19 protein-coding genes are annotated in these 25,377 nt (G+C 63.3%); 8 read left to right on the top strand and 11 right to left on the bottom strand.

Features of this window, described 5'->3' with window-relative positions:
- Positions 1-4 precede the first annotated feature (4 nt).
- Positions 5-964 (top strand): DUF1839 family protein, encoded by a 960-nt coding sequence (locus tag LQK84_RS12785; protein WP_230829113.1) that lies wholly within the window; start codon positions 5-7, stop codon positions 962-964.
- Between the two features lie 199 nt (positions 965-1,163).
- On the top strand, positions 1,164-3,596 hold the full coding sequence (locus LQK84_RS12780) for a beta-mannosidase (protein ID WP_230829112.1): 2,433 nt from the start codon (positions 1,164-1,166) through the stop codon (positions 3,594-3,596).
- Positions 3,597-3,648: 52 nt separating this feature from the next.
- Here the strand turns inward: LQK84_RS12780 and LQK84_RS12775 are convergent, their stop codons facing one another.
- The 3 genes from LQK84_RS12775 to LQK84_RS12765 are packed head-to-tail and all read right to left on the bottom strand — an operon-like array spanning position 3,649 to position 6,460.
- Positions 3,649-4,461 carry a cephalosporin hydroxylase family protein gene (locus LQK84_RS12775; RefSeq protein ID WP_230829111.1) on the bottom strand — a complete coding sequence of 271 codons (813 nt, stop codon included), beginning with the start codon at positions 4,459-4,461 and terminating at the stop codon, positions 3,649-3,651.
- Entirely contained in the window at positions 4,458-5,210 is a 753-nt protein-coding gene (locus LQK84_RS12770) for an FkbM family methyltransferase (protein WP_230829110.1), read from the bottom strand. The genes LQK84_RS12775 and LQK84_RS12770 overlap by 4 nt, the downstream gene beginning before the upstream one ends.
- Positions 5,207-6,460, bottom strand: a complete 1,254-nt coding sequence (locus tag LQK84_RS12765) for an FkbM family methyltransferase (RefSeq protein WP_230829109.1) — start codon at positions 6,458-6,460, stop codon at positions 5,207-5,209. The genes LQK84_RS12770 and LQK84_RS12765 overlap by 4 nt, the downstream gene beginning before the upstream one ends.
- 195 nt (positions 6,461-6,655) lie before the next feature.
- On the opposite strand from LQK84_RS12765, the gene LQK84_RS12760 reads away from it, so the two are divergent.
- Positions 6,656-7,735 (top strand): radical SAM protein, encoded by a 1,080-nt coding sequence (locus LQK84_RS12760; RefSeq protein WP_230829108.1) that lies wholly within the window; start codon positions 6,656-6,658, stop codon positions 7,733-7,735.
- A gap of 18 nt (positions 7,736-7,753) precedes the next feature.
- Here LQK84_RS12760 and LQK84_RS12755 read toward each other — a convergent pair whose 3' ends face one another.
- The 3 genes from LQK84_RS12755 to LQK84_RS12745 all read right to left on the bottom strand — a co-directional run bounded on the left by LQK84_RS12755 (position 7,754) and on the right by LQK84_RS12745 (position 12,063).
- Positions 7,754-9,502: an alpha/beta fold hydrolase gene (locus LQK84_RS12755; protein WP_230829107.1), complete on the bottom strand. Its 1,749-nt coding sequence runs from the start codon at positions 9,500-9,502 to the stop codon at positions 7,754-7,756.
- Positions 9,503-9,549: 47 nt separating this feature from the next.
- A complete protein-coding gene (locus LQK84_RS12750; RefSeq protein ID WP_230829106.1) occupies positions 9,550-11,082 on the bottom strand; it encodes a lipopolysaccharide biosynthesis protein in 1,533 nt (510 codons plus the stop codon).
- A 114-nt stretch (positions 11,083-11,196) separates the two neighbouring features.
- On the bottom strand, positions 11,197-12,063 hold the full coding sequence (locus tag LQK84_RS12745) for a glycosyltransferase family 2 protein (RefSeq protein ID WP_230829105.1): 867 nt from the start codon (positions 12,061-12,063) through the stop codon (positions 11,197-11,199).
- Positions 12,064-12,285: 222 nt separating this feature from the next.
- Here LQK84_RS12745 and LQK84_RS12740 point away from each other — a divergent pair, with 222 nt between their 5' ends.
- Both LQK84_RS12740 and LQK84_RS12735 read left to right on the top strand, forming a co-directional pair.
- Positions 12,286-14,310, top strand: a complete 2,025-nt coding sequence (locus LQK84_RS12740; protein WP_230829104.1) for a GumC family protein — start codon at positions 12,286-12,288, stop codon at positions 14,308-14,310.
- Positions 14,311-14,312: 2 nt separating this feature from the next.
- Positions 14,313-15,620 (top strand): UDP-phosphate alpha N-acetylglucosaminyltransferase, encoded by a 1,308-nt coding sequence (locus tag LQK84_RS12735; protein ID WP_230829103.1) that lies wholly within the window; start codon positions 14,313-14,315, stop codon positions 15,618-15,620.
- Here LQK84_RS12735 and LQK84_RS12730 read toward each other — a convergent pair.
- On the bottom strand, positions 15,563-16,570 hold the full coding sequence (locus tag LQK84_RS12730; protein WP_230829102.1) for a glycoside hydrolase family 5 protein: 1,008 nt from the start codon (positions 16,568-16,570) through the stop codon (positions 15,563-15,565). The genes LQK84_RS12735 and LQK84_RS12730 overlap by 58 nt on opposite strands.
- 13 nt (positions 16,571-16,583) lie before the next feature.
- Entirely contained in the window at positions 16,584-17,708 is a 1,125-nt protein-coding gene (locus LQK84_RS12725) for a glycosyltransferase family 4 protein (protein WP_230829101.1), read from the bottom strand.
- 184 nt (positions 17,709-17,892) lie between these two features.
- Between LQK84_RS12725 and LQK84_RS12720 the strand changes: the two genes are divergently transcribed.
- Positions 17,893-18,666 (top strand): sulfite exporter TauE/SafE family protein, encoded by a 774-nt coding sequence (locus LQK84_RS12720; protein WP_230829100.1) that lies wholly within the window; start codon positions 17,893-17,895, stop codon positions 18,664-18,666.
- 10 nt (positions 18,667-18,676) lie between these two features.
- Here LQK84_RS12720 and LQK84_RS12715 read toward each other — a convergent pair whose 3' ends face one another.
- The 3 genes from LQK84_RS12715 to LQK84_RS12705 form a co-directional block, all read right to left on the bottom strand.
- On the bottom strand, positions 18,677-19,711 hold the full coding sequence (locus LQK84_RS12715) for a DUF2793 domain-containing protein (RefSeq protein WP_230829099.1): 1,035 nt from the start codon (positions 19,709-19,711) through the stop codon (positions 18,677-18,679).
- A gap of 139 nt (positions 19,712-19,850) precedes the next feature.
- Positions 19,851-20,456, bottom strand: a complete 606-nt coding sequence (locus tag LQK84_RS12710; protein ID WP_230829098.1) for a PIN domain-containing protein — start codon at positions 20,454-20,456, stop codon at positions 19,851-19,853.
- A 3-nt stretch (positions 20,457-20,459) separates the two neighbouring features.
- Complete coding sequence (locus LQK84_RS12705) at positions 20,460-20,948, bottom strand: hypothetical protein (RefSeq protein WP_230829097.1); 489 nt, start codon at positions 20,946-20,948, stop codon at positions 20,460-20,462.
- 100 nt (positions 20,949-21,048) lie between these two features.
- Here LQK84_RS12705 and LQK84_RS12700 point away from each other — a divergent pair, with 100 nt between their 5' ends.
- Positions 21,049-24,444 (top strand): hybrid sensor histidine kinase/response regulator, encoded by a 3,396-nt coding sequence (locus LQK84_RS12700; RefSeq protein WP_230829096.1) that lies wholly within the window; start codon positions 21,049-21,051, stop codon positions 24,442-24,444.
- On the top strand, positions 24,437-25,351 hold the full coding sequence (locus LQK84_RS12695) for a response regulator transcription factor (protein WP_230829095.1): 915 nt from the start codon (positions 24,437-24,439) through the stop codon (positions 25,349-25,351). Before LQK84_RS12700 ends, LQK84_RS12695 begins: the two co-directional genes overlap by 8 nt.
- Positions 25,352-25,377: the final 26 nt, after the last annotated feature.

Genomic DNA, 25,377 nt, shown 5'->3' with positions numbered 1-25,377 from the left:
TCCGATGTCGGGCATCCTGAACGTCACACCGTTTGGCTATCAGCCACATGCGCTCCATTCCCCGGAGCGCATGTGGCCTGAAACCAATTGCTATACCGATCTCTGGATCGAGCTTCTGGCCGCGCAAGGCCTGCCACCGCAATCCATGCTCGGCTTCACGCTGACCCAGGATTTCGAGGGCGACCAGATGACCTTCTTCAAGGTTCCGCTGGAAGACCTTGAAACCCTGTACGGAATTGTCGTCACCGAACTTGCGATCTACGACAAGGTCGAGGCCCATGTCGCCGAGCAGGCGGCGCGCGGTCGCATCTGCCTGATCGAGATGGACTCATTCTACATGCCCGACACGCAGGGCGTGGCCTATCGTCAGGAACACGGCAAGACGACGGTTGCGATCAACCGCATGGATCTCGAGACGAGAGAGCTCGACTATTTCCACAACGCCGGTTTCTTTCATCTGTCAGGTGAGGATTTCGACGGGCTGTTCCAGCTGAATGCGCCGGAAGGTGCGCTTCCTTTCCTGCCCTATACCGAATTCGCCAAGCTGCCGGATTTCTATCCGGAGGAGCGCGAGTTGCGCGAGGAGGCATTCTCGCTCGGCCAGTATCACTATGATCGCCGGCCGGCGGAAAATCCGATTGCGGCCTTTTCCTCGATCTTCCCTGAGGCCGCAGCGAAGGTTGCCGAACGTCCCTTCGGCTTCTTCCACAAATATGCCTTCAACACGCTGCGGCAGGCGGGCGCCAATTTCGAACTCTGCGGCAGCTATTTCGAATGGCTGGGGCCGGAATTTGCCGAGCCCGCGGCCCATGCGATGCGGATTTCGGAAGTGATGAAATCGGCCCAGTTCCAGCTGGCCCGCGCCGTGACCCGCAAGAAGTTCGAGCCGCTGACTGGCGCGCTCGAACCGGCGGCGGAGGCCTGGGAGAAGTTGATGGAGAGCGCGGGCAGGGCGCTGGGGTGATCTTGTTCTCCCCCTTGTGGGGGAGAAAGCAAAATCATGATCTTAGCCAAAGGCTAAGTCATAGATTTTGCAAGTGAGGGGTCCGTGCGGGAGCCCACCCCTCACCTGAAAAATCTAGCACTTAGCTTGCAGCTAAGATGCTGATTTTTCTTCCTCTCCCACAAGGGGAGAGGAGGTATCCAGATGCTACGGGAACACCATGACCGACCACGCCACGCCCTCCGCCCAACCCACCATCCGCCGCCTCGACGACGGCTGGGTGATGGAGCTGACGCCGGCGGGGGCATGTGCGCGCCCCGATGAGATCGTCGGCATTGAGGACTTCATTGCGGCCCCTGTGCCGGGCACGGTGGCGCAGGCGCTGGAGGCAGCGGGGCGGTTTGATCGGGCCAATCCGAAGCCGCTGGATACGCGCGATGCGTGGTATGTGCTGCGGCTGGATGAAGAGCCCGGCGATGTGACTTTGCGCTTCGAAGGTCTGGCGACGGTGGCCGAGGTCTTCCTCAACGGCGATCGGATTCTTTCGAGTCAAAGCATGTATTTAAGCCATGACGTTACCGTCCACCTTCAGGGTGGCGACACGTTGGCAATCTGCTTTCGCGCGCTCGGGCCGCTGCTTGGCAAGAAGGGGCCGCGGGCGCGATGGCGGCCGCAGATGATCACGCCGGCCGGTATGCGGCTCTTCCGTACGACTACGCTGGGCAGAATGCCGGGCTGGTGCCCGGAAGTGCATGCTGTCGGCCCCTGGCGGCCGATTTCGGTGATCCGGCATCACAGGAATGAACCCGGCGAAGCGCGCATTTCGGCGCGGCTGGATGCGCAGGGCTGCGGGCATCTGACCGTGCGGGTTGAAAATGCCGAGGGCGCGACGGTGGCTTGCGCGGGGGCCAAGGCCAAGGTCGTGGATGGTTCGGCTGTGCTGGTTCTGCCGGGTGTCGAGGCCTGGTGGCCGCGCTCTCATGGCAAGCCGGTTCTGCATGATGTGACGCTGGACTGGAACGGTGAGATGGTGACGCTGGGGCGCACCGGCTTCCGCCATGTCGAGATCGACCGCGATGCGGACGGGCAGGGCTTCGGGCTGAAGGTCAATGGCGTGCCGGTTTTCTGCCGGGGTGCTGTGTGGACAAGCGCCGATATCGTCAGCCTGCCGGGCGGGCGGGCGGATTATCGACCGTGGCTGGAAAAGGCCGCGCAGGCACATATGAACATGATCCGCATCGGCGGCACCATGGCCTATGAGAGTGCCGAATTCTTCCAGCTTTGCGACGAACTTGGCCTCATGGTCTGGCAGGAACTGATGCTGGCCAATTTCGACTATCCGGCGTCTGACGAGGCCTGGCTTGCCGATCTCAAGCAGGAGGTCGCGCAACTGCTCGACAGGACCTCTGCCTCCCCGTCGCTTGCGGTCGTCTGCGGCGGGTCGGAAGTCTATCAGCAGGCGGCCATGCTCGGCCTGCCGGAAAGCACCTACCGGTCGGAGCTGACGGAATCGATCCTGCCGGAACTCGTGCGTGCCCATCGTCCGGATTGCGTCTGGGTTGCCAATTCGCCTTCGGGCGGGGCGATGCCCTTTTCGCCCAATGCCGGCGTCACGCATTACTATGGCGTCGGGGCCTATATGCGGCCGCTCGACGATGCGCGGCGCGCGCATGTCCGCTTTGCCGCCGAAAGCCTCGCCTTCGCCCATGTGCCCGAGCAGGTGACGCTCGACAAGTATCTGCCCGTTGCCGCCGTCCACGATCCGCGCTGGAAGGCCCGCGTGCCGCGCGACCGGGGCGCCAGCTGGGATTTCGAGGATGTGCGGGAATTCTATCTGAAGCTTCTCTATGAGGTCGAGCCGGAGCGGCTGCGTCGGGAAAATCCGGGCCTCTATCTCGATCTGTCACGTGTCGTGACGGGCGAGGTGATCGAGGCGACCTATGCCGAATGGCGGCGGGCGGGCTCGTCCTGCCGAGGCGCGCTGATCTGGACATTTCAGGATCTTTTGCCCGGTCCCAGCTGGGGGCTCATTGATGCGACGGGGCTGGCCAAGCCCGTCTGGCACGCCGTGCGCCGCGCCTTCCGGCCTTTGCAGGTCGGGCTGACGGACGAAGGGACGAACGGGATCGATCTCCATGTCGTCAACGATCTCGGCGAGGCGAGGGACGTGAGTGTCGAACTTGTCTGCCTGCGCGATGGCGCGGTGCCGGTCGTGTCGGGCCGGCGCGATCTGACGCTCGATCCGCATTCGGCGATGACGATTGCCGCGACCGATCTCTTCGGTACCTTCTTCGACACGGCCTATGCCTTCCGCTTCGGCCCGCCGTCGCATGATGTGACCGTGGCCCGGCTCATCGACCGGGCGAGCGGCGAGGAGATCGCCAGCGCCCATCACTTCCCGCTCGGCCGAACGGCGGCGCGGCGCGATGTGCAGTTCACGCTGGAACTTCTTGAGTCGGATCAGGGCCTTGCGCTGGAGATTTCGACCGATCGTTTGGCGCAGAATGTGCAGATCGATGTTGCCGGTTTCGAGGTTTCGGACAACTGGTTCCACCTCGCGCCCGGCCGCCCGCGCCGTATTCTGCTGAAGGGCGAAGGCAAGCCCTCGGGTGAGGTCCGCCTTGCCGGCGGACGTTGCGTCTCAAGGTTTTGAGGGATTGAATCCGGCTTGCGGGGCAAGCCGTTCATTTCAATAGGAAAACGGCTCAGATCCGCTTGAGGAAACCATCCGGCGAGGCGGTGATGGCGAGCTTGTGTTCGATCACCTTGTCGATCTCGAACTTGAGCGGCGCGCCGTCGCTGGCCTTGCGGCCTTCCTCGTCCAGCGCCTTCATATAGGCCCAGACGGCTGTCTTCGGATTGTCGCCCTTGCCCCATGGGCGGTCGCCGCACATGGCGGCCGGCAGGTCTTCGACGCCCGTGTCCCAGACGACGCAATAGCAGCCCTTGGTCGTCAGCGGCGCGTAGAGTTCCAGTTCGGCCAGAACATGCGCATGCGTGTGGTTGGAATCGAGGAAGATCATGATGCGCTCATGGCCTTCGGTGTGTTTCAGCACCTGCGCGAACACGTCTTCCGCAACCGATGAGCCCTGAATGAGTTCGATCTTGTGGCGCATCGGATGGGCGTCGAGGGCGGCACGGTTATGGGCGCGGATGTCGATATCGACGCCGACGACCTTGCGGCGGCTGGACTTCGGGTCGAGCACCTGACCCGTCTGCACGGCGTCGCAATAGTCGAGCATGGCGAGCATCGAAGCGCTCATGACCAGCGAGCCGCCATGGGCAATACCGGTCTCGATGACCAGATCGGGGCGGCAGGACCAGATGAGTTCCTGGATCGCATAGGTATCCTGCGGCACCTGGATGATCGGGCGGCCGAGCCAGGTGAAGTTCTGGGCATAGCGGTGATGGATCGATTCCCGCACCCAGATATTGCTGAGGCCCAGGAAATCGCGATCGTTGCCTGCGCTCTCTATGTTTGCGCGGACATAGGCGGCAAATTTTTGCTCTTCAGTCATTTCTGGGTCTCTCTTGAAGTCATGGTGCGGCTGGCGTGGATATCCCACCAGTGGGTACGTGGCGCGAGTCGCTGACCGTTCCTTGTGCGGACGGTGCGGCTGTAAAGATCGATCATGGCGTCGTAGTCCAGCCAGTCGCCGGCGATCTCCTCGCCAAGCGGGCCCGAAGAGCCCGGCGGGAAGGCATGGCCGACCGTGTCGTCGCTGAGCCCGGCAACCGTCGACTGGTCGAGCAACTTGAAGCCGGTGTAGCCGCTTGCCGCGAGGCTCGCGAGATAGTCATAACCGAAACGGCAATCTTCGACACTGACATAGTCCGGGCGCGCGGTGGCGGAGAGCAGCTGATCGAGCACGATCGTATCGACGCCTTCGACATCGATCTTCAGATAGTGAGGCACGCCATAGGTCTTGAACAGCTCTGGAAGGGTGCAGCATCGCACCATGATTTCCTTGCAGCGGCTGTCGTCGCGGCCCGCCCAGCCGATGTCGATGCTGCTCCAGTGGTCGTTATCGAGATTGACGAAAAATCGTGTTTCACCGGTTTGCGACCAGATCGCGGCATGCACAACGACGAGGCGTTGATCATGGATCGCTTCTGCAAAGCGCATCTCGGCATGCCGGCATAGCGCCGGATTGGCCTCCAGCGCGACGACACGAAGTCCACGCTTGAGGTAGTAGTCTGTATCGTCGCCGTTGTTCATTCCGAGATCGAAGACGAGCTGCGGATCGGTGGTCTCCAGCACGGTCACGGTTGTATCTCTCTTTCCGCGGGAATGGCGTAGATGACCGCCCCGGTGCCGCACCAGCTGTGGAGGCGGAAGAGGAAGCGGTAGTTGTCGAGTGTCTGCATCATCCATCGCGCCGTGGCGTAAAGCCCGTCCGCATTGTGATAGACAGTCGCAGTGACGATCGGGCGGCAGGAAGCGAGTGTTGTCGCAGCGCCCTTGAGCGCCGGGAGTTCATGGCCTTCCAGATGCAGCTTGAGAATGGTCGGGTTCAGGGCAAGCGCGTCTATCGTCGTTGTCTTCCGGGTTGCCTTGCCGGTGGAAGCGATCTGGGAAGCATAGCCGAGCCCGGCATGGAAGGCGCGTCGTTGCGGTGAGAAGTCCAGTACGGCATCAAGCGCCGCAACCTTTGCGGCCCATTGAGCAGGCAGGGCGGCGATGGTCTGGCGCAGCACTCCAAGGCTTTGGGCATCTGGCTCGATGGCGGTGACGGCAGTAAATTGCCCTTCGCGCTCCTCAATGAAGCGGCGGGCGACATGGCCGAAATGGGCGCCGGCATCGACATAGTGCTCGTCGTTACGCAGTACGGACAGAATTTCGGGAATGAAGAAGCGGTCGCCAAGCATCACCGGCGCATCGCCGAAGGTCCATTCCTGCCGCAGTCGACGCCAGGCGAGGAATTGCAGGTGGTGGGCACGGGAAAGATGGTCGGCCCAGCCGTCGAGAACGTCGCCGAGTGCCGAAACATCGGCAGAGGAGAAGGGGTCGGCGATCCAGCCGTTCGAGAGCGGATGCCGATCGCGGAAGCTCTCGGCAATGTCGTAATAGGGAACGACATCGTTCCAGCTGGCGGCACGCAGGGAGGCCTGCAATGGCGCGAAGGGGCTCGTGGCAATACTGACGGCGAGCATGGCCTCGCGCTTGAACGTTGGATCGACCTTGTCCGGATGCATAATCGGAATGCCGGTCCAGCCAGGATCAGAGGCGATTGCCGCCGCATTGCGGTCGATGACGGCGGCAATGGGGATTTCGAGATACCGCAGATGATCTCGGGCAAGCCGGCCAAGATCGCCTGCGCCGTAAAGGGCAAGCGGCTGCGTGGGGTGAAGTGGGCGGGCTGTGCCGTCGCTGGCTGCGATCTCGTCGAGAAGGGCGCGTGCATCTACGGGCGAGGGCGCGGCCTCGAACGCGCGTGCGAATACATCCGCAGACCTGGCGGCGTCTTCCGTCTTTTCGTGTGCTGCGGTCACAGCGTCCCCGAGGCCGTTCAACATGGATTTCTCTTAGCAGTGAAAGCCTTTCCCGTGGCTTGTCATCGGCTGGCGGATGCCGAGATTAGCAGAGTTAGCGATGGCTTCCGGTCCCTGATAGGCTCCACCGGCAAGTTTGGCGCAATCGCGATCTGCTTTGGTCGGGCAATATCTGGCGCGACAGGCCTTGACCCTGTTCCATGCCATCTGGAGAAAGACATGAAAGCCCAGTTGAAGCCGCGCATCAACCTCGAGGGGCGCACCGCGCTTGAGACGGTGATTCCGATCGAGACGCCCTTCATCGTCTTCATGGATCCGGCAAGCTCCTGCAATTTCAAATGCACCTTCTGCCCGACCGGCCATCGCCAGCTGATCGCCGAGACGGGCCGCTTCCAGGGCGCGATGAAATACGACGTCTTCATCAAGGCAATCGACGATCTGGCCGGCTTCGGCAAGCCGATCAAGGTTCTGCGCATGTACAAGGATGGCGAGCCCTTCCTGAACCGCAGGCTCGCCGACATGATCGCCTATGCCAAGAAGAGCGGCTATGTCGACTATATCGACACGACGACCAACGGCACGTTTCTGACGCCGGAGCGGCTGGGCCCGGTCATCGAGGCGGGGCTCGACAAGATCAACATTTCCGTCGACGGGATGACGCGCGAGACCTATCGCGAGTTCACCGGCTTCGACTTCGATTTCGACAAGTTCGTCGCGGGCGTGAAGTGGCTCTACGAGAACAAGGGCGAGATGGAAATCTCCATCAAGATCCCCGGTGAGCTCATCACCGAGCCGCAGCGGCAGGAGTTCTTCGACACGTTCGGCGATCATTGCGACCGCATCTTCATCGAGAATTTTGCGCCCTGCTGGCCGGAGTTCAATGTCGAGGAGCGTTCCGGCATCAAGATCGGCGATGTCGGCATCTATCAGCAGCAACTGCGTCCGACCGATACGTGCCCCTATATCTTCTACGCCATGAGCGTGAATGCCGACGGGCTCGTCTCCTCCTGCTTCCTCGACTGGGGGCGCAAGCTGATTATCGGCGACGTGCGCAAGGAAACGCTGGTCCAGATCTGGAACTCGGACAAGATGAACGCGCTGCGTCTCCAGCATCTCGAAGGCCGGCGCTGCGAGAACCAGGTCTGCGGCAATTGCGGCCAGCTGACCCATTGTCTGCCCGACAATATCGACGATCACCGCCCCATGCTTTTGGAACGGTTCCGCGAGAAGGTGAAGATCGCCGATGGCGTCGTGGCGCCTGGCGGCGTGCGCAAGATCGTGCCTGTTGCGGCTGAATAGATCGGTTGCTGGTGCCGGTCAGCCCTTGGCGCCGGCCTCCACCGCCACCCGCGCGATCTCCTCGATCACGATCCGTTGCGCTTCCGGCACCGTCACATTGTGGTCGCTGTCGCCCAGCGAGACGAATCGGGTGTTGGGGTAGCGCTTGAGGCCGGTGAGGTCGCCGCCGAAGACCATGCGGGCCTGTTCAATGCCGGGGTCGTGGCGGCCATAGGCGAGGACGACGGGGGCGCCGCGATCGGCCAGGGCCTTGAAGGCGGCGTGGATCTCCGATTTCAGGCGATTGCCTGCAGAGAGATTGCCGAGCGCGGGTTCGATCCTGTTGTAGGTCTTGGCGACGACGAGGCGGAGGATCGCGAGGCCTGCAGCCTTCAGGTTGACCTCGCCGCGCAGCAGCCGGCGGAAGGTTTCCGGGTTCATGGCGCGCTTGGAATAGTCGCCGAGCGGACGTGACACCTTCTTCAGGGCCTCTTCGACGCTCTGGCTTTCGTCCCAGACAAAGGCATAGGAATTGATGACGACGACGCCGGCAGCCCTGGGGTTGGCGACGCTGGCATGGAACGCATGGTAGCCGCCGCTGCAGCGGCCGGCCAGAACGGCGGACTTGCCCGTCATGGCCTTCAGTTCATCGAGGGCGAGAGCGACATCGCGGTCCAGGCTCTTCGAATAGAGCATCTGTGCGGGGTCGCCGGGTTTGGCGGGGCTGTCGGCAATGCCGGCGGCGTCGAAGCGCAGGCTTGCAATGCCGCGCCGCGCCAGATCGCGGGCCGTTGCGGCACCGGAATTGGCCCAGGCGGAGGCGCGGTCATAGCTTGTGCTGACGAGAAGCACGGGGGCGCCGCGGGTATCGCCTTCCGGCTGGCAGAATGTGCCGATGAGACGGCCGCCTTCGCCGAAGCGATGGCCGCTCTCGCGATAGCCTTCCCCGGCCAGCGGCAGGGTCGATGCCGCTTCGGGCGCTGCAGTGGGGGCTTCCGCCGGAGCCACGCTTCGCGCCCATTCGGCGATCCGGTCGACCAGCTGCGCGGGCGTTTTCGAGATGAGCGGATTGACGACAAGCCCGTCGAAGCCGTCATAGGGGAGGCGCGTCACGGTCGCGCCGTCGGTTGCCAGCGCATCGGCGAGCGCGCCGTCGCTGTCGCGGCCCTGCCGGCAGACGGCAAGGACGGCAAGCGGCCGCGAGAGCTTGAGGTCGGCGTCGCGCAGCTTGCGGATGCTCGCAGCTATTGTCTCCGGCATGGTCATGCCGGCAATCGTCAGTGTGCCGTTTTCGGTGTAGTCCGGGCCGAGACCGAGGTCGGCGGCGATCATCTTCCACCAGAGCCCGGTTTCGCGCGCATAGATGCGACCCGAGGTGACGGGCGCGAGGAGGGCAATGCCGGTCAGGTTCGCAACGCGGGTTTCTGCGAGAAGCGCCAGCGTTGCGCCGAGACCGTGGCCGAGGAGGAGGATCTTCGATGCGCCGGAAAGCCTGCCGGCTTCGCGGGCTGCATCGGCGATGGCGCTCAGCCAGCCGTCGAGCGCGATATCGGTTGCCACTTCGGCGGAATCGCCGGTGCCGGGCAGATCGAAGCGAAGGCTCGCGATGCCGCGCGCGGCCAGCGCCTCGGCGATCTCGCGATAGAACCTGCGCACCGGCATGTCCTCGAAGCCCCAGGGGCTCACCAGGAGCACTGCCGTGTCGGATGGCGCCGTATGCGGGACGGCGGGCGTGAAGATCCCGGCCATCCGGTCAAAGCGAACGGGGTCGCCTGCGATAGCGGACATGGGCTGCGACAGGGATTGCGATAGGGAGTGGGGCATCGTGTGTGCGTTCATGGCAACTCAACCTCGCCCTTCTGGGGCGCTGCAATATCGATAAGGCGACTATAAAGGGGGCGCAGGCGCTGCGGCACGCGGACCGCAAGGCCGGACAAGGTCGTGCGGTCCACCGGATCGACGGCGCGCATGATGCGAAGGGCAGGGACATAGGCGAGCATGCCGGCTCCGATGCCGACGACGACGCCGAGAATGCCCGGCAGGAAACGTGTCGCGGCATAGGCAATCGCTGCCGTGACCAGCGATGCGGCGGCGATGCGCAGGATGCGCAGAACGATGCCGCCACTCTGACTGGATTTCGGGATGTAGCGCATGATGAAGGCGCCCATGACGACCAGCGTCAGATTGCGCATGACGGCGGCACCTTCGCCGCCGAAGAAGGGGACGGTGGCGAACAGCCCGACGGCCATGACGATCGCGCCGACGATGGTCGTGCGAAGACGCAAGTCCTGCCGGTCCATCGAGAAGACGTATTGCGTGCACAATTGCAGGAAGACGGCGGCGGGAACGCCGGCGGCGATGATGCTGACGATGATGCCCGCCTCGCGATAGGCAGGACCGTAGATGCCGGTCACCAGCGGTTCGGCGACGGCGGAAAGGCCGAAGCTCATCGGCAGCGTCAGATAGGCGAAATTGCGGATGACGGTGATCAGCAGGTCGGACGAGAGGCTGCCGTTCTTTTCCGAATGTGCTGCGTAGTAGGGCACGAGGCTGCCGGTCAGCTGGATCGGCAGCTGCAGCGCCAGATTGGCAAGCGAGGTGGCGACCGCATAATAGCCCACGGCCTCGGAGGAGCGGAATTCCTGCAGGAAGACGATTTCCGGACGCGTCAGGAAGACGGCGGTGATGATGAATTCGATGACGATGAGAAACGAGGTGCTGGCGATCTGCTTCGGCTGCATGCCGCAGCTGTCGGGGCGGGTGCGCAGAACGTTGAGCGTCGTCAGAAGCAGCGGGATCTGGCCGAGCGCATAGCCCACAAGCGCGCCCTCGACGCCCCAGTACCATGCGCCGATGGCGACACCGGCGACCTGAAGGACGGCACTGAGGGTGGAAACCCGGAAGAAGAAGCCGAGCTGCTGCTCGCCGATCAGGTAGTTCTTGGCAAAGGAGCCGAGCGACTGGGCGATGAAGAGACCGCCGGTCAGGAGCGCGATGTTCGGGTTCGAGGCAAGGCCGTGGTTCGGGCCCTGATAGTAGAGCCAGACCGTGGCGGCGATGGCGAGCCACAGCGTGGCGGCGGTGACGGGCCAGGCGAGAAACGCGCCGAAGCCGCGCCGTGCCTTGCCGTCATAGCCGCGGGCGGCGAGCTGCGGCAGGATGCGGAGCATGGAAATCCCGGTGCCGAGTTCGGCAATCAGCGAGCCGGTGACGACCATCCACAGCGAAAAGGCGATCATGCCGTTCGCCTCGGGGCCGAGAAGGCGCGCGACCACGACAGACGAGACGAATCCGGTCAGCAGCAGCGCCAGTCCGGCTGCCGCATTGAGAACCGAGTTCTTCACGATGCCGCTATCTGCAGGTTTCATGTCATGTCCATTGCCGGCACCAGGACTGTGCCATATCGGGATCGGAGCCTAGCTGCGAAAGCTTAAGACATCCGGATAGCTGCGCGCGTGGGGGCTGCGACTTCAGACCATGGTTTATCGCGGTTTAAAATTGCGCCAGCCATAGAGGCGGCCCTTGAGGATGGCGCGGGAGCGGCGAGCCAGTGTCGGCTTGCCGGTCAGGGTGTAGACGACGAAGCCAGCGGCGGGGCGCAGCAGTTCCGGCAGGAACTCGATGAAGGAATAGCCGTGGCGGCGCATCACGAAGCCCTTGCCGCGGCTGTAGCCATGCATCTTGGCGATATGGGCTTCCGGATTGGCATTCGGCTGCTCCTCCGGGTGGAAGCCGTAGAGCGCGCGGCGGAAGAGACCCTTGGCGCCCTGCGACAGGCAGCGCAGCACGAGGTCCTGGCCTTCGCCGGAATTCCACGGCGTGCCGGAGCCCGCGCCCAGATCCTCGTCGAAGCCGCCAGCCTTGCGATAGGTCTCCGCGCGGAAGACGATCACCCATTCGATCAGCACATGCCAGATGTTGGCGCGCGAAATCGCGGCATCCTCGCCCAGGAAAGAGACCATGATCTCCTTGCCGTCCTTGTTGAGCGAGCGGCCGGAATAGATGTCGGCCGGTTCGGTCGCGATCAGGCGGCGCAGCGTCTTCAGGAAGTCCGCGGGATACCAGCTGTCGTCATCGGGGAAGAGCAGCCAGTCGCCAGTCGCGTGGCGGGCGCCCAGATTGCGGCCGCGGTCGAGTCCCTTCTCGGACGACTTGATATGCTGGATCGGGAAACGCCCCCGGTATTCGGACAGGATCGGCACGAGCCGGTCGTCGGGGTTCTGGTCCACCACGATGAGTTCGAAATTTCCGTCGTCCTGTGCGCTCAGCGTGTCGAGCAGAAGCCGCATCTCGACATCGCGGCCGAGCGTCGAGGCAATCATCGAGATGAGGGCAGGGGCGGAATTCAAGGCAGGCTCTTGCGGCATTGTGCAATCCGGTTCGACGTCATGCGCGCGAGCATAGAGGCGGGCCGTTAAAGATTGGCTGCAGCCCACCGGCCATTGGTCTGCAACCGGAAAACATGGTGAATCGCGTCTCACACCGATTGACCGATTGTTAATCATACTCTGGCAGTTTCGATGTCCGAAGCCTTGTATTTCGTTGGTCAGTTTTTCGGGATCGTATTGCGTATGGATATCGACATTTTTCAACTGCCGGGCATCTTGCGTCGCCGTTGGGTCTATCCGGCCGCATCGACGGCGCTTTGCGGTGTTCTGGCTCTGGGCGTCGCATTTGTTCAGACGCCGACCTATCGTGCAACCACCGCGCTGATCCTCGATCCGGCTGCCCTGCAGACGCCAACCGGCGATCCGACGGCGGCGGGCGCTGCCGGACTGGCCGCACAGGCGACCACAGACAGCCAGCTCTATGTCATGCAGTCGGCCGAGATTCTCGGCGCCGTCGTCGACAAGCTGAACCTGCAGAACGACACCTGGCTTGCGCCGCCGCGCTCCGGCGGGCTGCTTTCCCATATCTTCGGTGGCAAGGTGCTGTCCGAGGCCGAGCGACGTCGCGAGGCCATGGATGCGCTGGGCGACGACCTTCTCGTGCAGCGCGCCGACCAGTCGCTGGTCTTCGCTATCTCCGCCAAGCATCCCAACGCCAAGGCAGCCGCCGATATCGCCAATGCGACGGCGGACGCCTATCTGACACAGATCGACAAGAGCCGCACCGGCAGCTCGCAGCGCATCGGCACCTCGCTCAAGGAGCAGGCGGAGGGGCTTGCGGCCAAGCTGCAGAAGGCGCAGGCCGAGGTCGAGGCATACAAGGCCGCTCATGGTCTCTACTCCACGCCGACCGGCGGCCTCGTGGCCGACCAGCAGCTTGAGGCGCTGAACCAGCAGCTGGCGACGGCGAAGACCCGCGTCGAGCAGCAGAAGACGATCTACGACCAGGCGCAGAAGATCACCATGGCCGACATTCAGGCCGGCGCGATCCCGGAGGCGCTGCAGTCGAATGCGCTGGTCAGCCTGCGCACCCGCTATGCGCAGCTTCTCGATTCCGAGGCCCAGCTTGCCGCCAATCTGGGCGAGCAGCACCCGCAGCTGAAGGCCGCCCGCGCGCAGGCCGCGAGCATGCGCGCTTCGATCACGGCAGAACTCGATCGCATCCGTGCTTCGCTCAAGAACAATTACCAGCGCGCCGTCGGCGACCGCGATGCGCTGCAGGCGCGCTATGCCGATCTGCAGAAATCCATGGCGCAGACGAGCGATGCCCGCACGACGCTTGCCCAGCTGCAGAACGAGGCGCAGGCGCTGAAGGAAATGTACCAGACCACGCTGGCGCGCGCGGAAGTGCTCGGCAGCAAGGCCTCGCAGGACCCGACGACGGCGCGTGTCATCTCGGCTGCCGTTCCGCCGACCAAGCCGTCCGGCGCGCCGAAGCTCCTCATCCTGATTGCCGGTCTGCTGTTTGGTGCGGCGGCCGGTTCGGCGCTCGCCGTTCTGCGGGAACTGCTGAGCCAGGCGGGAACGCCGGGCGGCCCCGGCCGTCGGCGTACGCAGACGGAAGAGGTCGCCAACACGTCCGAGCCGCCGGCGACGCCCTCCGAGATCGTCTCCTTCAGCCCGGTGACGAAGGCGCGCGCCAATGGCCCCGTCATTCGCACAGCGCCCGCCGCACAGACCAACCAGGCCGCCCAGAGCGAAGTCGATCGCGCCGCGGAGATGATCCGCGCCAGCTTTGGCCAGAGCGGTGCCGCTCAGGCGGAAATCCTCTTCTATCCGGCAAGCGGCGTCGACAATGTCGACGAGGTCATTCGCGATGTTGCTGCGACGCTGATCGGCATGGGCTCGGTCGTTCTTCTGTCGGACGGGATGGAGGCGGTTGCACAGGCCCGGTCGCGTCTGGTTCGCAACGGTCCGCGGGTTGCGCTTGCCGCACCGTCCGATCCGACCGACGGTTCGCTGCGCTACCGCGCCGCGCCCGGTACCTCGCTCATCCGCCAGCAGGACGGTGGGCCGATCCTGCATCTCGCCAACGGAGCGGGTGATGCCGCCATTGCCATGCTGCCCGGCATCATCGACCGGGCCGAGGCCACGTTCATGGTGATCAGCGCGGACACGCCGGTCGAGGAAATCGAGAGCCTGCTGGAAAGCCTCTCCCAGTGGGACGGCAAGTTCCTCGGCGCCATTGTCACGGAAGGTCGAGGCTGAGGATGGCGAGCCTGACGGGAACTGTTCCGCCGCTGCCGGTTGGCGGACGCGCGCCCGTCACGGCCGAAGAGCGCGGAACAAGCCTTGCCCGCTCGCTCTACCTTCTGGCAATCATTGCCGTCTTCGGCAGCATGCTGAACAACACGTTCCTCTGCTACGTCAACACGCGCCTGTTTGCGGTGCGTGACAGCCACGTCATGCTCGGCGAACTGATCTGCATCGGCTGTGCGCTCATCGTGGCACTTGACCGCAAGATCGGGCTTTATCTCAGCTTCTTCGTCTTCCTGGGCTACATGCTCGTGCTGTTCGCGTTCCGTCAGGTCTTCGACCCGAAGCCGGTGCGCGACATTCTCGTGCCGTTCGCCTTCTATTTCGCCGGGCTTCGCATCGCGAGCCCGCGTCTCGCCGACTTCCTCGTCGCGGCCTCGGCCATTTTCGTCGTGGCCTTCGGGCTGTTCGAATATCTCGCGGTCGACACCTATCTCAACTATTTCAACGTGCTGGGCTATTATCTGGCGCGCGGCTCGCTGACCCTGACCGACACGTTCGGGCACACGAAGGGCCTCTTCATCAGCGGTGTGCGTGCCGAGCCAAGAACGATCTTTCCGTTCCTCGGTTTGCACCGCGTGTCGTCGATCTTCCTGGAGCCGGTCTCGACCGGCAATTTCGGCGTCATCGTCTATGCCTGGGCGCTCTTCCGCAAAGAGATGCGGCTGCGCTGGATTACATTCGCCTGCGCACTGACGATGATCTGTCTGGCCGATGCTCGCTTCGGGCTCTATTCCTGCATCGTGATGACGCTGCTCAGGCCGTTCTTCCAGATCATCCCGCGGACCGTCTGGTTCATCCTGCCGTTCCTGATCCTGACACTCCTGACCATCTACGGCCTTATCAGCGGTACGCATGGCGGTCCGAACGATATCAGCGGGCGCCTGAATGTGACCGCGCATCTCATCACGCAGCTGGGCCTGCCCGTCGTTCTCGGCGTCGAAATGACTGACAAGTTTACCGCGGACTCAGGCCTTGCCTATTCGCTGACGCAGTTCGGCATTCTCGGCTTCCTCGGTCTCTGGGCGCTCTTCGTCTTTGCGCGCGGCCGGACGGTCAGGGCCTGGAACTTCCATTCCATGGCGATCATCTACTTCCTGCTTCTGATGATCATCTCGAATTCCGGCTATTCGCTGAAAACCGGGGGGCTGCTGTGGTTCATCCTGGGCGTCGCCAATGGCGTCCGGTCATGGAACGAGGCCGATCAGAAGCCGGCGCAGGACTTGTCGTCGAGCCCCGGCCCCAGAAGGCTCGCCAGCTGAGGCCGGTCGCCGTCCTTTGTGGGGGTGATGTTGTTGATTTCCGTCGCCGGCCACCAATCTCCCGCCACCCAGTAGGTCCAGCCGAGCCAGACATCCTTGGCGGCGTTCATCTTGCCGACCATGTCGGCGATGCCCTTGAGGCATTCGGGCTGGCCGCTGCCGCCGAATTCACCCAGGAAGCCACGGCGCTTGTTGGTGCGCATCCATTCGGTCACGTCGCCGATGGCCTTCAGCGCATCGGCGGCGCGGTCGCAGGCGGCATGCGTGCCTGAGAAGTCGCTGTCGAGATACTGGTGGAACTCGTAGGCGAAATTGTCGCCCGGATCGGTCACCTTGATCATCTCGGCCGCGCTGAATTTTGCCCATTCGCGCGCCGAGGTCCATTCGACGCCGGGAACCAGGATGAGGTTCTTCGCACCCGTCTCGCGGATGGCATCAATGGCCGCCTGTGCGCCCGGCAGCCATTGCGTGGCCGGCATGTGGAAGGGTTCGTTCATCAGCCCGAAATAGATGCCGTCGCGATTGCCGAATTCGGCTGCGACGCGCCGCCAGAAGTCTGCAAAGTCGGCGTATGAGACCACCCGCGTGCCGATCTGGATGTCGTTATAGGTGGCGAAATTGTGCGGATCGATGATGACGCCGAGGCCGGCCTTGCGCATCTGATCGACGGAGGTTTTCAGGCGGCCGAGTTCGTCCGGATCGAACGGCTGGTTCAGCACCGGCTGCAGGCGTTCCCAGAGGATCGGGAGGCGCACGGTGTTCAGCTTCTTCGACGCAAAATAGTCGATGATCTTCTGCGACGGGTAGGTGTAGTCGACATTGATCCTGGCGCCGCGCCCGTTGAATTCCGCGCCGGAGAGGTTGATGCCGCGAAAACAGGTGGCGCTGGCCGGCGCAGCCATCGAGGCGGAGACCAGAAGGGCAAGCAGGCCCCGCGACAGGCTTCTCATGATCGGTCTCCAGCTATCGTTTGAGGATGTCGTCGTAGAGATCTGCATAACGGCGGGCCACCGCCGGCCAGGCATAGTCGGCCGCGGCGGCCATGGCGGTGTTGCGCTGAGCCGGGTCGGTAATCAACGCATTGAGGCTTGCCTGGATCGCGCCCGCGGCGACCTGGGGATCGGCGAAATCGGCAAACCTGATCGTTTCATGCCGGGCGGCGAGCGCCCTGTAGGCATCGTTCGGCTGCAGGACCGGGATGAGGCCCGCGCTCATCGCCTCGATGGCGACAAGGCCGAAGCCTTCGTAATCGGAGGCCGAGACGAAGAGGCTCACCTGTCCCATCAGCCGGGCGATGTCTTCATTGGAGGCACCGACGACGAGGTTGACGGCGTGGTCGAGACGATGGGCTGAAATGGCCTGCCGGAGATCGGCCTCGCTGAGATCCGACGGAACGCCGGCAATGGTCAGCCGCCAGTCCGGATCGCTGTCGACGAGGGCGCGCATGGTGGCGATCAGGCGCGGCAACTGCTTGTTGCTGGAGAAACGGCCAATGGTGATCATGCCCTTTGTGGCCATGCTGCTTGCGCGGTCGGCGAATTTGCCGGTATCCGCGCCGTTTTCGATCAGCTTTGCCCGTTTGCCGGCAATCGGCCGGAAGGTTTCGAGATCCGACAGGCTGCAGCAGACGAGATCGCGATAGGCAGAGACCGAGGCGCGGGTCAGCGTGTTGAACCAGACCTTCTTGATGGCTGCGAATTTCTGCGTGTGAAAGAACCCGCCATGGGTCGTCGCGATCATCGGCTTGCGGTGGAGCATCCTGCCCCAGGCGAGCGCGTCGAAGAAGAAATCCACCGCGTGGACATGGACGATGTCGGCGTCGGCCAGATGGTTGAAGACCTGCGGAGCGAGGGGATAGCGGCTAGAGCCCTTCCAGGGAATACGCACGACATCGATGCCGGCAATGGTCTCACGGGCGGGGAGCAGCTTGTCGGGTTCCACGAAGAGCCGGTCGAGCGTGACGACCTTTGTGCGGTAGCCGAGAGAAGGCAATTGGCCGCAGAGATTGGCCACAACATCTTCCAGCCCGCCGCGATTGGGCAGGAATTGCCTGACGACATGGGTGACGAGCGGCTGGGGTTTCGACATGCGGGGCAGGGTCTCCGGACTTTGCGCGGGATCATGCCCGGGCAAGTGTATGAATTCCTTTAAGTCCGGAAAATCAGTGCGCACAAACGTACCGGAATGGTGAATATCGGCTTTACCCGCCGTCTCAATCGATTAAAAGCTCAATAGTAAGGCTGCCTTGGGAGGAAGCCGGGGGAGAATTCGGGTGGAACTGCTGCACAATCCGGCCTTTGTGGTCGCTGCCATCTTTGCCGTGGGCATTGCCGGCCTGTCCAAGGGCGGGTTTGCGGGGGCGGGGATCATTGCCACGCCGATCCTCGCGCTGGTCATGCCGCCCGTCGAGGCCGCCGCAGTCATGCTGCCGATCCTGCTCGTGCAGGATGCCTACAGCCTCTGGACGTATCGCGGCACGATCGACCGGCGAAACATCGCGATCCTGCTGCCGGCGGCCGTGGTCGGCATTGCGGCCGGGTATTTTCTCGCCGCCTATCTCTCGGAATTCATCATCAGCGCCGTCATCGGCGTGAGCTCCACGATCTTTGCCATCCGCAGCCTGTTCTTTTCCAAGGCCGAGCTCGCGCCGGCCAAGAAGGCGGATGTGCCGGCGGGGCTGTTCTGGGGTGCGATTGCCGGGTTTACCAGCATGATCCTGCATGCGGGCGGTCCGCCGTTCCAGATCTACGTGCAGCCGCAGAAGCTGGAGCGCGATCTCTTCATCGGAACGAGCACGCTGTTCTTCGCCGCCGTCAACTGGATCAAGGTGCCGCCCTATCTGATGCTCGGCGAGCTGAACCTCGATATCCTGAAAGTGTCGCTGGTTCTGACGCCGCTGGCGCTCATCACCACCTATTTCGGCGTGAAGCTCGTCCGCCGGTTCTCGACGGAGAGCTTCTACAAGATCATCAACGTGCTGCTTCTGCTCGTCGGTCTCAAGATGATGTGGTCGGCAGGCGCCGATATCGTCCGCTTCTACGCCTGAACCGCCTGGATCAGAGAAGGCGCAGGCTGAGTTCGTAGGCGGCCGGTCCGGTCTGCAGCGAAAGCGGCCCGCCGGCGATCAGCGCGACGGCATCGCCAGCCGACAGCGACAGAATGCCGGTCGCCCCGGCCGTCATCACAGGCGAAGTTGCGGCACTCGCGTTCCAGCGAAGATTGGAGGCGACGCCATTGACGGCAACGGCAAGCGATGCGGCGCCCGTCGCCTGCAGGTTGGCGCGCAGCGCGATCAAGTAGAGCCCGGCTGCAGGCGCGATCAGCGGCTTGCCGCGTCCGCCCGCCAGCGTCGACCCCAGCGCAAACCCGCCCTGCAGCAGGCTCATCGTATCGAAGCCGACGAGATTGCCGGAAGCGAGCGTGTAGGTCGCGCTGCCGAGCGTTGCCGAAACGATCGGCCGCGCCGGCATGCGGGCAATCCCGTCGCCGCCGATTTCCAGCCCGACGGTCCACGCACTGCCATCCGCGCTTGCCTTGAACTGCAGCGTATCGGTGCCGAGAAGGCCGATTTCGGCGCGGCCGGACCAGTTGGACTGGAAGAGCAGCGAGGCCGTATCGGCGGTCGCCTGCTTGTTGAGTTTCAGGCGGTGATTATGGCCGGCATGGTTGAAGAGGCTGGCTTCCGAGGAGATCGCGAGGCGGTTCGTGGCATCCGGCGTGGCAGAGACACCGAGACGGTCGACGACGGGCATTGCGAGCGGATCGACCCAGGCCGAACCGTCAAAGACACGCGTGCGTCCTTCGGCGGCAAACCAGGCCCGCCAGCCGGCGCGGGGGATGAGGAAAATCCAGGCGCCGTCGATGAAGAAGGCCAGCCGCCCGTCCTTGCCGCTCCACGCCGCCGTTGCGGACGCACCCACCAGATAGAGCGCGCCCTCTGCCGGCGTCGCGGGCGGGGCAGTGAGCGTCGCGACGATCGTCGCATTGCTGGCCGCATCGAGGATCTGCAGGGCTTCGTTATGGGTGATATGCTTCAAGGCCTGCGAGGGCAGGATATAGGGAAGCTTCAGGTTCGGCGTCGTGTCGGTCATGGCAATCCTCGTCAGCGGATGGTGCTGACAAGGGTAGGGCTCACGGGCGGGGAGGGGATGATTGCGCGCGGAGGCGATGAAAACGTTGGGGTTTCGCGCATCTTGATACCCGCCATCAGACACGGTCTGCGCTGATGGTTCAGCGAGTAGAATCCTTGAGTATTTGCCAGAGGGCGTCCGGCTTGAAATCATAACCAAGACGAAGCCACTGCATCACATCGAAGGGATGTGCGACGACGAGATCCCCGCCGCCGACTTGGTAGCGCAGAGCCTGCAGTATGCGCGGGCCTGACGCTTTTGTGTTCAGACGCTGCGTATTGATGACGACGGAATCCTTCGTTGTGAAATCGCTGAGATTGTCCGTCACGAGCAGGTCGGCATCTGCGGCGAATGCTGTGGCAAGGACGCCAGCGTCTTCTATGTCAGGCATGGCAAAACGTTCTTCGCCACCCAGGATCAAATAGGGGTCGAGCTGTTCCGGACCGGAGCGCATGATGTCAATGATCGAGCCTGAATAGGCCTTTATGCGGTCTTCGGAAAAATGCATCCTCCGCAATACAGCTTCTAGCGTGTCAATCATCTCGAACGAGATGATGAGCTGAGATTTGCGCGTCATCCCCCAAGTCTGTGCGCTGACCATGGACACCAAGCTCTGCGTAGCCGTTCCCGTATGGCCGCGGTCATAGGCCATGATGTTGGCGACGAAGATGTTGACGTCAAGCAGAACGCGTACGGACCGGTCCATGCATCAGGTCCGCAGCCGAACCCTGCGGCCGGGCGCCTGCTCTTTTTTTCTGTCGCGCACCGCCCAGGTGAGAGCGGTTGCTTCCTCCAGCATGTCGATTTCGCTCGACGCTGGATCGTCCTTCCCAAAGCGATGTTCCGCCGCGAGATCGGCGGTCGCCGTTTCAAGGCGGACCCGCGCGGCTGCAGCCATCATCTCTCTGCCAAGTTTGACGATCGTCTCCTGATCATCTTGTGCATTGAGTTCGAGCAGGAAATCGCGCAGCCCCTTCGGAAGCCCGACAAAGACGGTGATGGCACTCGAAACAGCGTTCGAGACGGACCTGTTTTCGAGGGACGCAATGGTCTTCAACTGGCTGGCAGTCTTGTCATCGACATTCGCTGAAATCGTGGATGACATGGCCTTCTCCTGTAGAAATGCACCATTTCTATATAGCAAGAAACCGCCTGTCTGCCAACGGGTGCGCTGTGCAGGCTCGATGGTTGGCGACAATGATGGCTTACGTCGTTTAACGTAACCCCAACCGGCTGCCTGTTCTTGAATGCATCGGCGCGCCGTGCTCTTGATAGATCATGGAAGTGAAGCGACCGACATGACGGCCAGACAGCGCATCATACCCGTTCGGCGGGACTATAACCGCTGGGTGGCCAACCAGACGCTGGAAGATTATGCGCTGCGCTTCACCGCGAAAAGCGCGCGGCAATATTCGCCGGCACGGATTTCGCAGACGGCCATCGGGGCGATTTCATTCCTGGCGCTGGAGGCGGTCGGCGGCGCCATCACGCTCTCCTATGGCACGACGAATGCGATCTTTGCCACCGTTGCCGCCTGCCTGCTGCTGCTTCTCATCGGCATTCCGATCAGCCGCTATGCCATCCGCCACGGGGTGGATATCGATCTGCTGACGCGCGGTGCAGGCTTCGGCTATATCGGCTCGACGCTGACCTCGCTGATCTATGCGAGCTTCACCTTCATGCTTTTCGCCATCGAGGCGTCGATCATGACCGGGGCGCTGGAGCTTGCCTTCGGCATTCCGCCCTGGCTCGGCTATGTGGTTTCGGCGCTCGTGGTCATTCCGCTGGTGACGCATGGCGTGCGGCTGATTTCGCGCTTCCAGCTACTGACGCAGCCGGTCTGGATCGTTCTCAACATCCTGCCCTTCATCTTCATCGCCTTTGCCGACTGGCAGAAGGTGATCCTCTGGCTTGGCTTTTCCGGGGTGGGGCATGAGCCGGCGGCTGCCGGCCATCTCGCGCCCTTCCATCTTGCCGAATTCGGTGCGGCCTCCGCAGTCATTCTGGGGCTGATGTCGCAGATCGGCGAGCAGGTCGACTTCCTGCGCTTCCTGCCGGCGGGCCACAAGCCGGCGACGATCTGGCAGCGTTTCATGCGGTTTCTCGCTGGCGCCGGCTGGGTGGTGGTTGGCGCGCCGAAGCTGCTTGCCGGTTCGTTCCTGGCCGTGCTGGCGCTCTCGTCCGGCGTACCGGCAAGTTCGGCGGCCGACCCGGCGCATATGTATGTGACCGCCTTCGGCTACATGGTGCCGAACCATACGCTGGCGCTCGGGCTGACGGCGGCCTTTGTCGTTGTCACGCAGCTGAAGATCAACGTCATGAACGCCTATGCCGGGTCGCTCGCCTGGTCGAACTTCTTCTCACGGCTGACGCATAGCCATCCGGGCCGTGTCGTCTGGCTGTTCTTCAATGTGGCGATTGCGCTGCTTCTGATGGAGCTGGGTATCTATCGGCTGCTCGAAGAGACGCTTGGCGTCTTCTCGATCATTGCGGCGGCGTGGCTCTGCACGATTTCGGCCGATCTCTTCATCAACAAGCCGCTGGGGCTGGCACCGCCCGGCATCGAGTTCAAGCGGGCGCATCTCTACGATATCAACCCGGTCGGCACCGGCTCCATGCTGATCACGGCGGCGATTGCGCTGGCCGCGCATTTCGGCGCTTTCGGTGATCTGGCGGCGTCGCTGGCGATCTATATCGCGCCTGTCGTCGCGTTCATCGCGGCCCCTGCCATCGCCTGGGCGACGAAGGGCAAATATTATCTCGCCCGCAAGCCACGCGCCCAATGGAAGAACCTTTCCACCATCACCTGCTCGATCTGCGAACATCCGTTCGAGCCGGAAGACATGGCCTGGTGCCCGGCCTATTCCGCGCCGATCTGCTCGCTCTGCTGTTCGCTCGACAGCCGCTGTCATGATCTGTGCAAGCCGAAGGCGCGGCTGAAATATCAGGTCGCGCAGGCAGCATCGGTCGTGTTGCCGGATCCGGTCGTGGCGAAACTCTCGACGCGGCTCGGGCGCTATCTGATGACGGCGACGGCTGCGATTGCCGCGATTGGCGGCATACTCTGGATCATCGCCGCCCGCGCCAGCCGGGGCGCCCCCGATACGGCGCATGTCGTCGACAATATCGCTCTTGCCGTCTTCTTCGTCTTCTCGATCCTCGCCGGCATTGCCGCCTGGTTCTTCGTGCTGGCGCATGACAGCCGGGTGGTCGCTGAGGAGGAGTCCACGCGGCAGAATTCGCTGCTGCTTCGCGAAATCTCCGCCCACCGGAAGACAGATGCGGCACTGCAGGACGCCAAGGAGGCGGCGGAAGCCGCCAACCGGGCGAAGAGCCGCTATGTCGTGGGCCTCAGCCACGAATTGCGCACGCCGCTCAATGCCGTGCTCGGCTATGCGCAGATCCTGGAGCGTGACGCGACGATCCCGCAGCCGCGCCAGTCGGCGATCAAGGTGATCAAGCGGTCTGCCGAACATCTGTCCGGCCTGATCGACGGGCTGCTCGATATTTCCAAGATCGAGGCGGGGCGATTGCAGGTCTATCAGGGGGAGGTCAACATGCATGACTTCCTCGACCAGATCGTCGACATGTTCCGTCCGCAGGCGCAGGCCAAGGGGCTGGAATTCCTGTTCGAGCGCGTGCCGGCATTGCCGCGCAATGTGCGCACCGACGAGAAGCGGCTCAGGCAGATCCTCGTCAACGTCATTTCCAACGCGATCAAGTTCACCGACAGCGGTCGCGTCATGGTGCGGGCGGATTATCGCAGCCAGGTCGCGACCTTCACGATTTCAGATACGGGGCGGGGGATTTCCGAAGCAAACCTGCCGCATATCTTCGAGCCGTTCCAGCGCGGCGATGCCGACAGTATCCGGCCCTTGCCGGGTCTCGGGCTCGGGCTGACGATTACGCGTTTGCTGACCCATATGCTCGGCGGTGAAATTTCCGTTGCCAGCAAGCCGGAGGAGGGGACGACCTTCTCCATCCGCCTCGGCCTGCCGCCGGTCAACCGCGCGGGTGTTGCCGAAAGCGCGGAGCGGTCGATCAAGGGCTATTCGGGGCCGCGGCGGACAATTGTCTTGGTCGATGACAATGCCGATCACCGCGACCTGATGCTGGAAATCCTGCAGCCGCTGGGCTTCACCGTGCTGACGGCGGAAGGCGGCGGGGAGTGCCTGGCGCTGGTGTCGGCCTGCACGCCCGATCTCTTCTTCGTCGACATCTCCATGCCCGGCATGAACGGCTGGGAACTGGTGAGGCGGCTGCGCGAAGGCGGTACGCGCGCGCCGATCCTGATGCTTTCGGCCAATATTGGCGATGGGGCGAGTGCGGCGGGTGAGACGGGGCATGACGACACGATCGCCAAGCCTTTCGACGTCAAGCAGCTTTACGCCAAGATGCAGATGCATCTGAAGCTCACCTGGCTCTACGATGACGAGGTCGAGGAGCTGACGGCAGTGGAGGCGGTGGCGGACAGGCCGCCCATGCGGGCGCCCTCGGCCTCGCAATTGCGCGAACTCGTGCAGCTCGGCGAAATCGGCTACATTCGCGGCATCGAGACCAAGCTCGCCGAGATGGCGCAAGATCCGGCCTATCGGCCCTTTGCCGAGGCGCTGGGGCAATATGTGAAGGCATTCGACATGACAGGCTATGCGCGCTTCCTTGAAGGCATGAAGACGGAGGCCGTCGATGGCTGAGCCGCGCGATATCGTCCTGATCGTCGATGACAGTCCCGAGGCTCTGGGCTTCCTGACCGATGCGCTGGAGCAGACGGGCTTTTCCGTGCTGATTGCCACATCGGGGCAGGCGAGCCTCAACATTGCCGAGAAGATCACGCCGGACATCATTCTCATGGATGCCGTCATGCCGGCCATGGACGGGTTCGAGACCTGCCGGCGGCTGAAGGCGAATGCGGCGATCACGCCCGTGCCGGTCATCTTCATGACGGGGCTGACCGAGACGGAGCATGTGGTGCACGCGCTGGAATCCGGCGGCGTCGATTACCTCACCAAGCCGATCAATATCGATGAGCTGCGCGCACGCATCCGGGTGCATCTCGCCAATGCCCGCTCCGCCCAGCACGCCCGCGTGGCGCTTGATGCGGCAGGCCGGCACCTGATGGCGGCGACGGCTGACGGCGAGCTGAAATGGTCAACGCCGCAGGCCACCCGGCTTCTCAACATGGCGGCCGGCGACGAGGCGGGGCAGGCGGCGATTGCCCGCGAAATTGCCCGTTGGCTCGGCGCGCGCGGCTCGGCCGGCTTTTCCACCGAGGCACCGCTGGCGATCGGTCTCGGCGACCGCGCGAGCCTGCATCTCAACTATCTCGGCGAAGTCGGCGCCAACGAAATCCTCTTTCGCATCACCTCTGCCACCAAGGATGCGGACGACGAAATCCTCAAGCGCCAATTCGGACTGACCGCACGCGAGGCGGAGGTGCTGCTGTGGATCTCCAAGGGCAAGGCCAACCGCGATATCGGCGAGATTCTGGGGCTCTCCTCGCGCACGGTGAACAAGCATCTGGAGCAGATCTATGTGAAGCTCGGCGTCGAGAACCGGGCGTCCGCCGCGGTGAAGGCGGCGGCGGTTTTGCATGAGGGGTGAGGGGCAAACCCCGGCTCTTGCTCCAG

The sequence above is a fragment of the Rhizobium sp. C4 genome (assembly GCF_021026315.1).
Classification (GTDB): domain Bacteria; phylum Pseudomonadota; class Alphaproteobacteria; order Rhizobiales; family Rhizobiaceae; genus Ensifer_A.
The sequence above is the reverse complement of the archived record's forward strand: the minus strand, read 5'-3'. Positions and strand labels throughout refer to the sequence as shown.

Bases quoted from the DNA above. Each gene is read 5' to 3' on its own strand.
- LQK84_RS12750 (WP_230829106.1), bottom strand. From the start codon at position 11,082: ATGAAACCTGCAGATAGCGGCATCGTGAAGAACTCGGTTCTCAATGCG.
- LQK84_RS12780 (WP_230829112.1), top strand. From the start codon at position 1,164: ATGACCGACCACGCCACGCCCTCCGCCCAACCCACCATCCGCCGCCTC.
- LQK84_RS12785 (WP_230829113.1), top strand. From the start codon at position 5: ATGTCGGGCATCCTGAACGTCACACCGTTTGGCTATCAGCCACATGCG.
- LQK84_RS12760 (WP_230829108.1), top strand. From the start codon at position 6,656: ATGAAAGCCCAGTTGAAGCCGCGCATCAACCTCGAGGGGCGCACCGCG.
- LQK84_RS12735 (WP_230829103.1), top strand. From the start codon at position 14,313: ATGGCGAGCCTGACGGGAACTGTTCCGCCGCTGCCGGTTGGCGGACGC.
- LQK84_RS12715 (WP_230829099.1), bottom strand. From the start codon at position 19,711: ATGACCGACACGACGCCGAACCTGAAGCTTCCCTATATCCTGCCCTCG.
- LQK84_RS12700 (WP_230829096.1), top strand. From the start codon at position 21,049: ATGACGGCCAGACAGCGCATCATACCCGTTCGGCGGGACTATAACCGC.
- LQK84_RS12740 (WP_230829104.1), top strand. From the start codon at position 12,286: ATGGATATCGACATTTTTCAACTGCCGGGCATCTTGCGTCGCCGTTGG.
- LQK84_RS12695 (WP_230829095.1), top strand. From the start codon at position 24,437: ATGGCTGAGCCGCGCGATATCGTCCTGATCGTCGATGACAGTCCCGAG.
- LQK84_RS12725 (WP_230829101.1), bottom strand. From the start codon at position 17,708: ATGTCGAAACCCCAGCCGCTCGTCACCCATGTCGTCAGGCAATTCCTG.
- LQK84_RS12710 (WP_230829098.1), bottom strand. From the start codon at position 20,456: ATGGACCGGTCCGTACGCGTTCTGCTTGACGTCAACATCTTCGTCGCC.
- LQK84_RS12765 (WP_230829109.1), bottom strand. From the start codon at position 6,460: ATGTTGAACGGCCTCGGGGACGCTGTGACCGCAGCACACGAAAAGACG.
- LQK84_RS12755 (WP_230829107.1), bottom strand. From the start codon at position 9,502: ATGTCCGCTATCGCAGGCGACCCCGTTCGCTTTGACCGGATGGCCGGG.
- LQK84_RS12775 (WP_230829111.1), bottom strand. From the start codon at position 4,461: ATGACTGAAGAGCAAAAATTTGCCGCCTATGTCCGCGCAAACATAGAG.
- LQK84_RS12730 (WP_230829102.1), bottom strand. From the start codon at position 16,570: ATGAGAAGCCTGTCGCGGGGCCTGCTTGCCCTTCTGGTCTCCGCCTCG.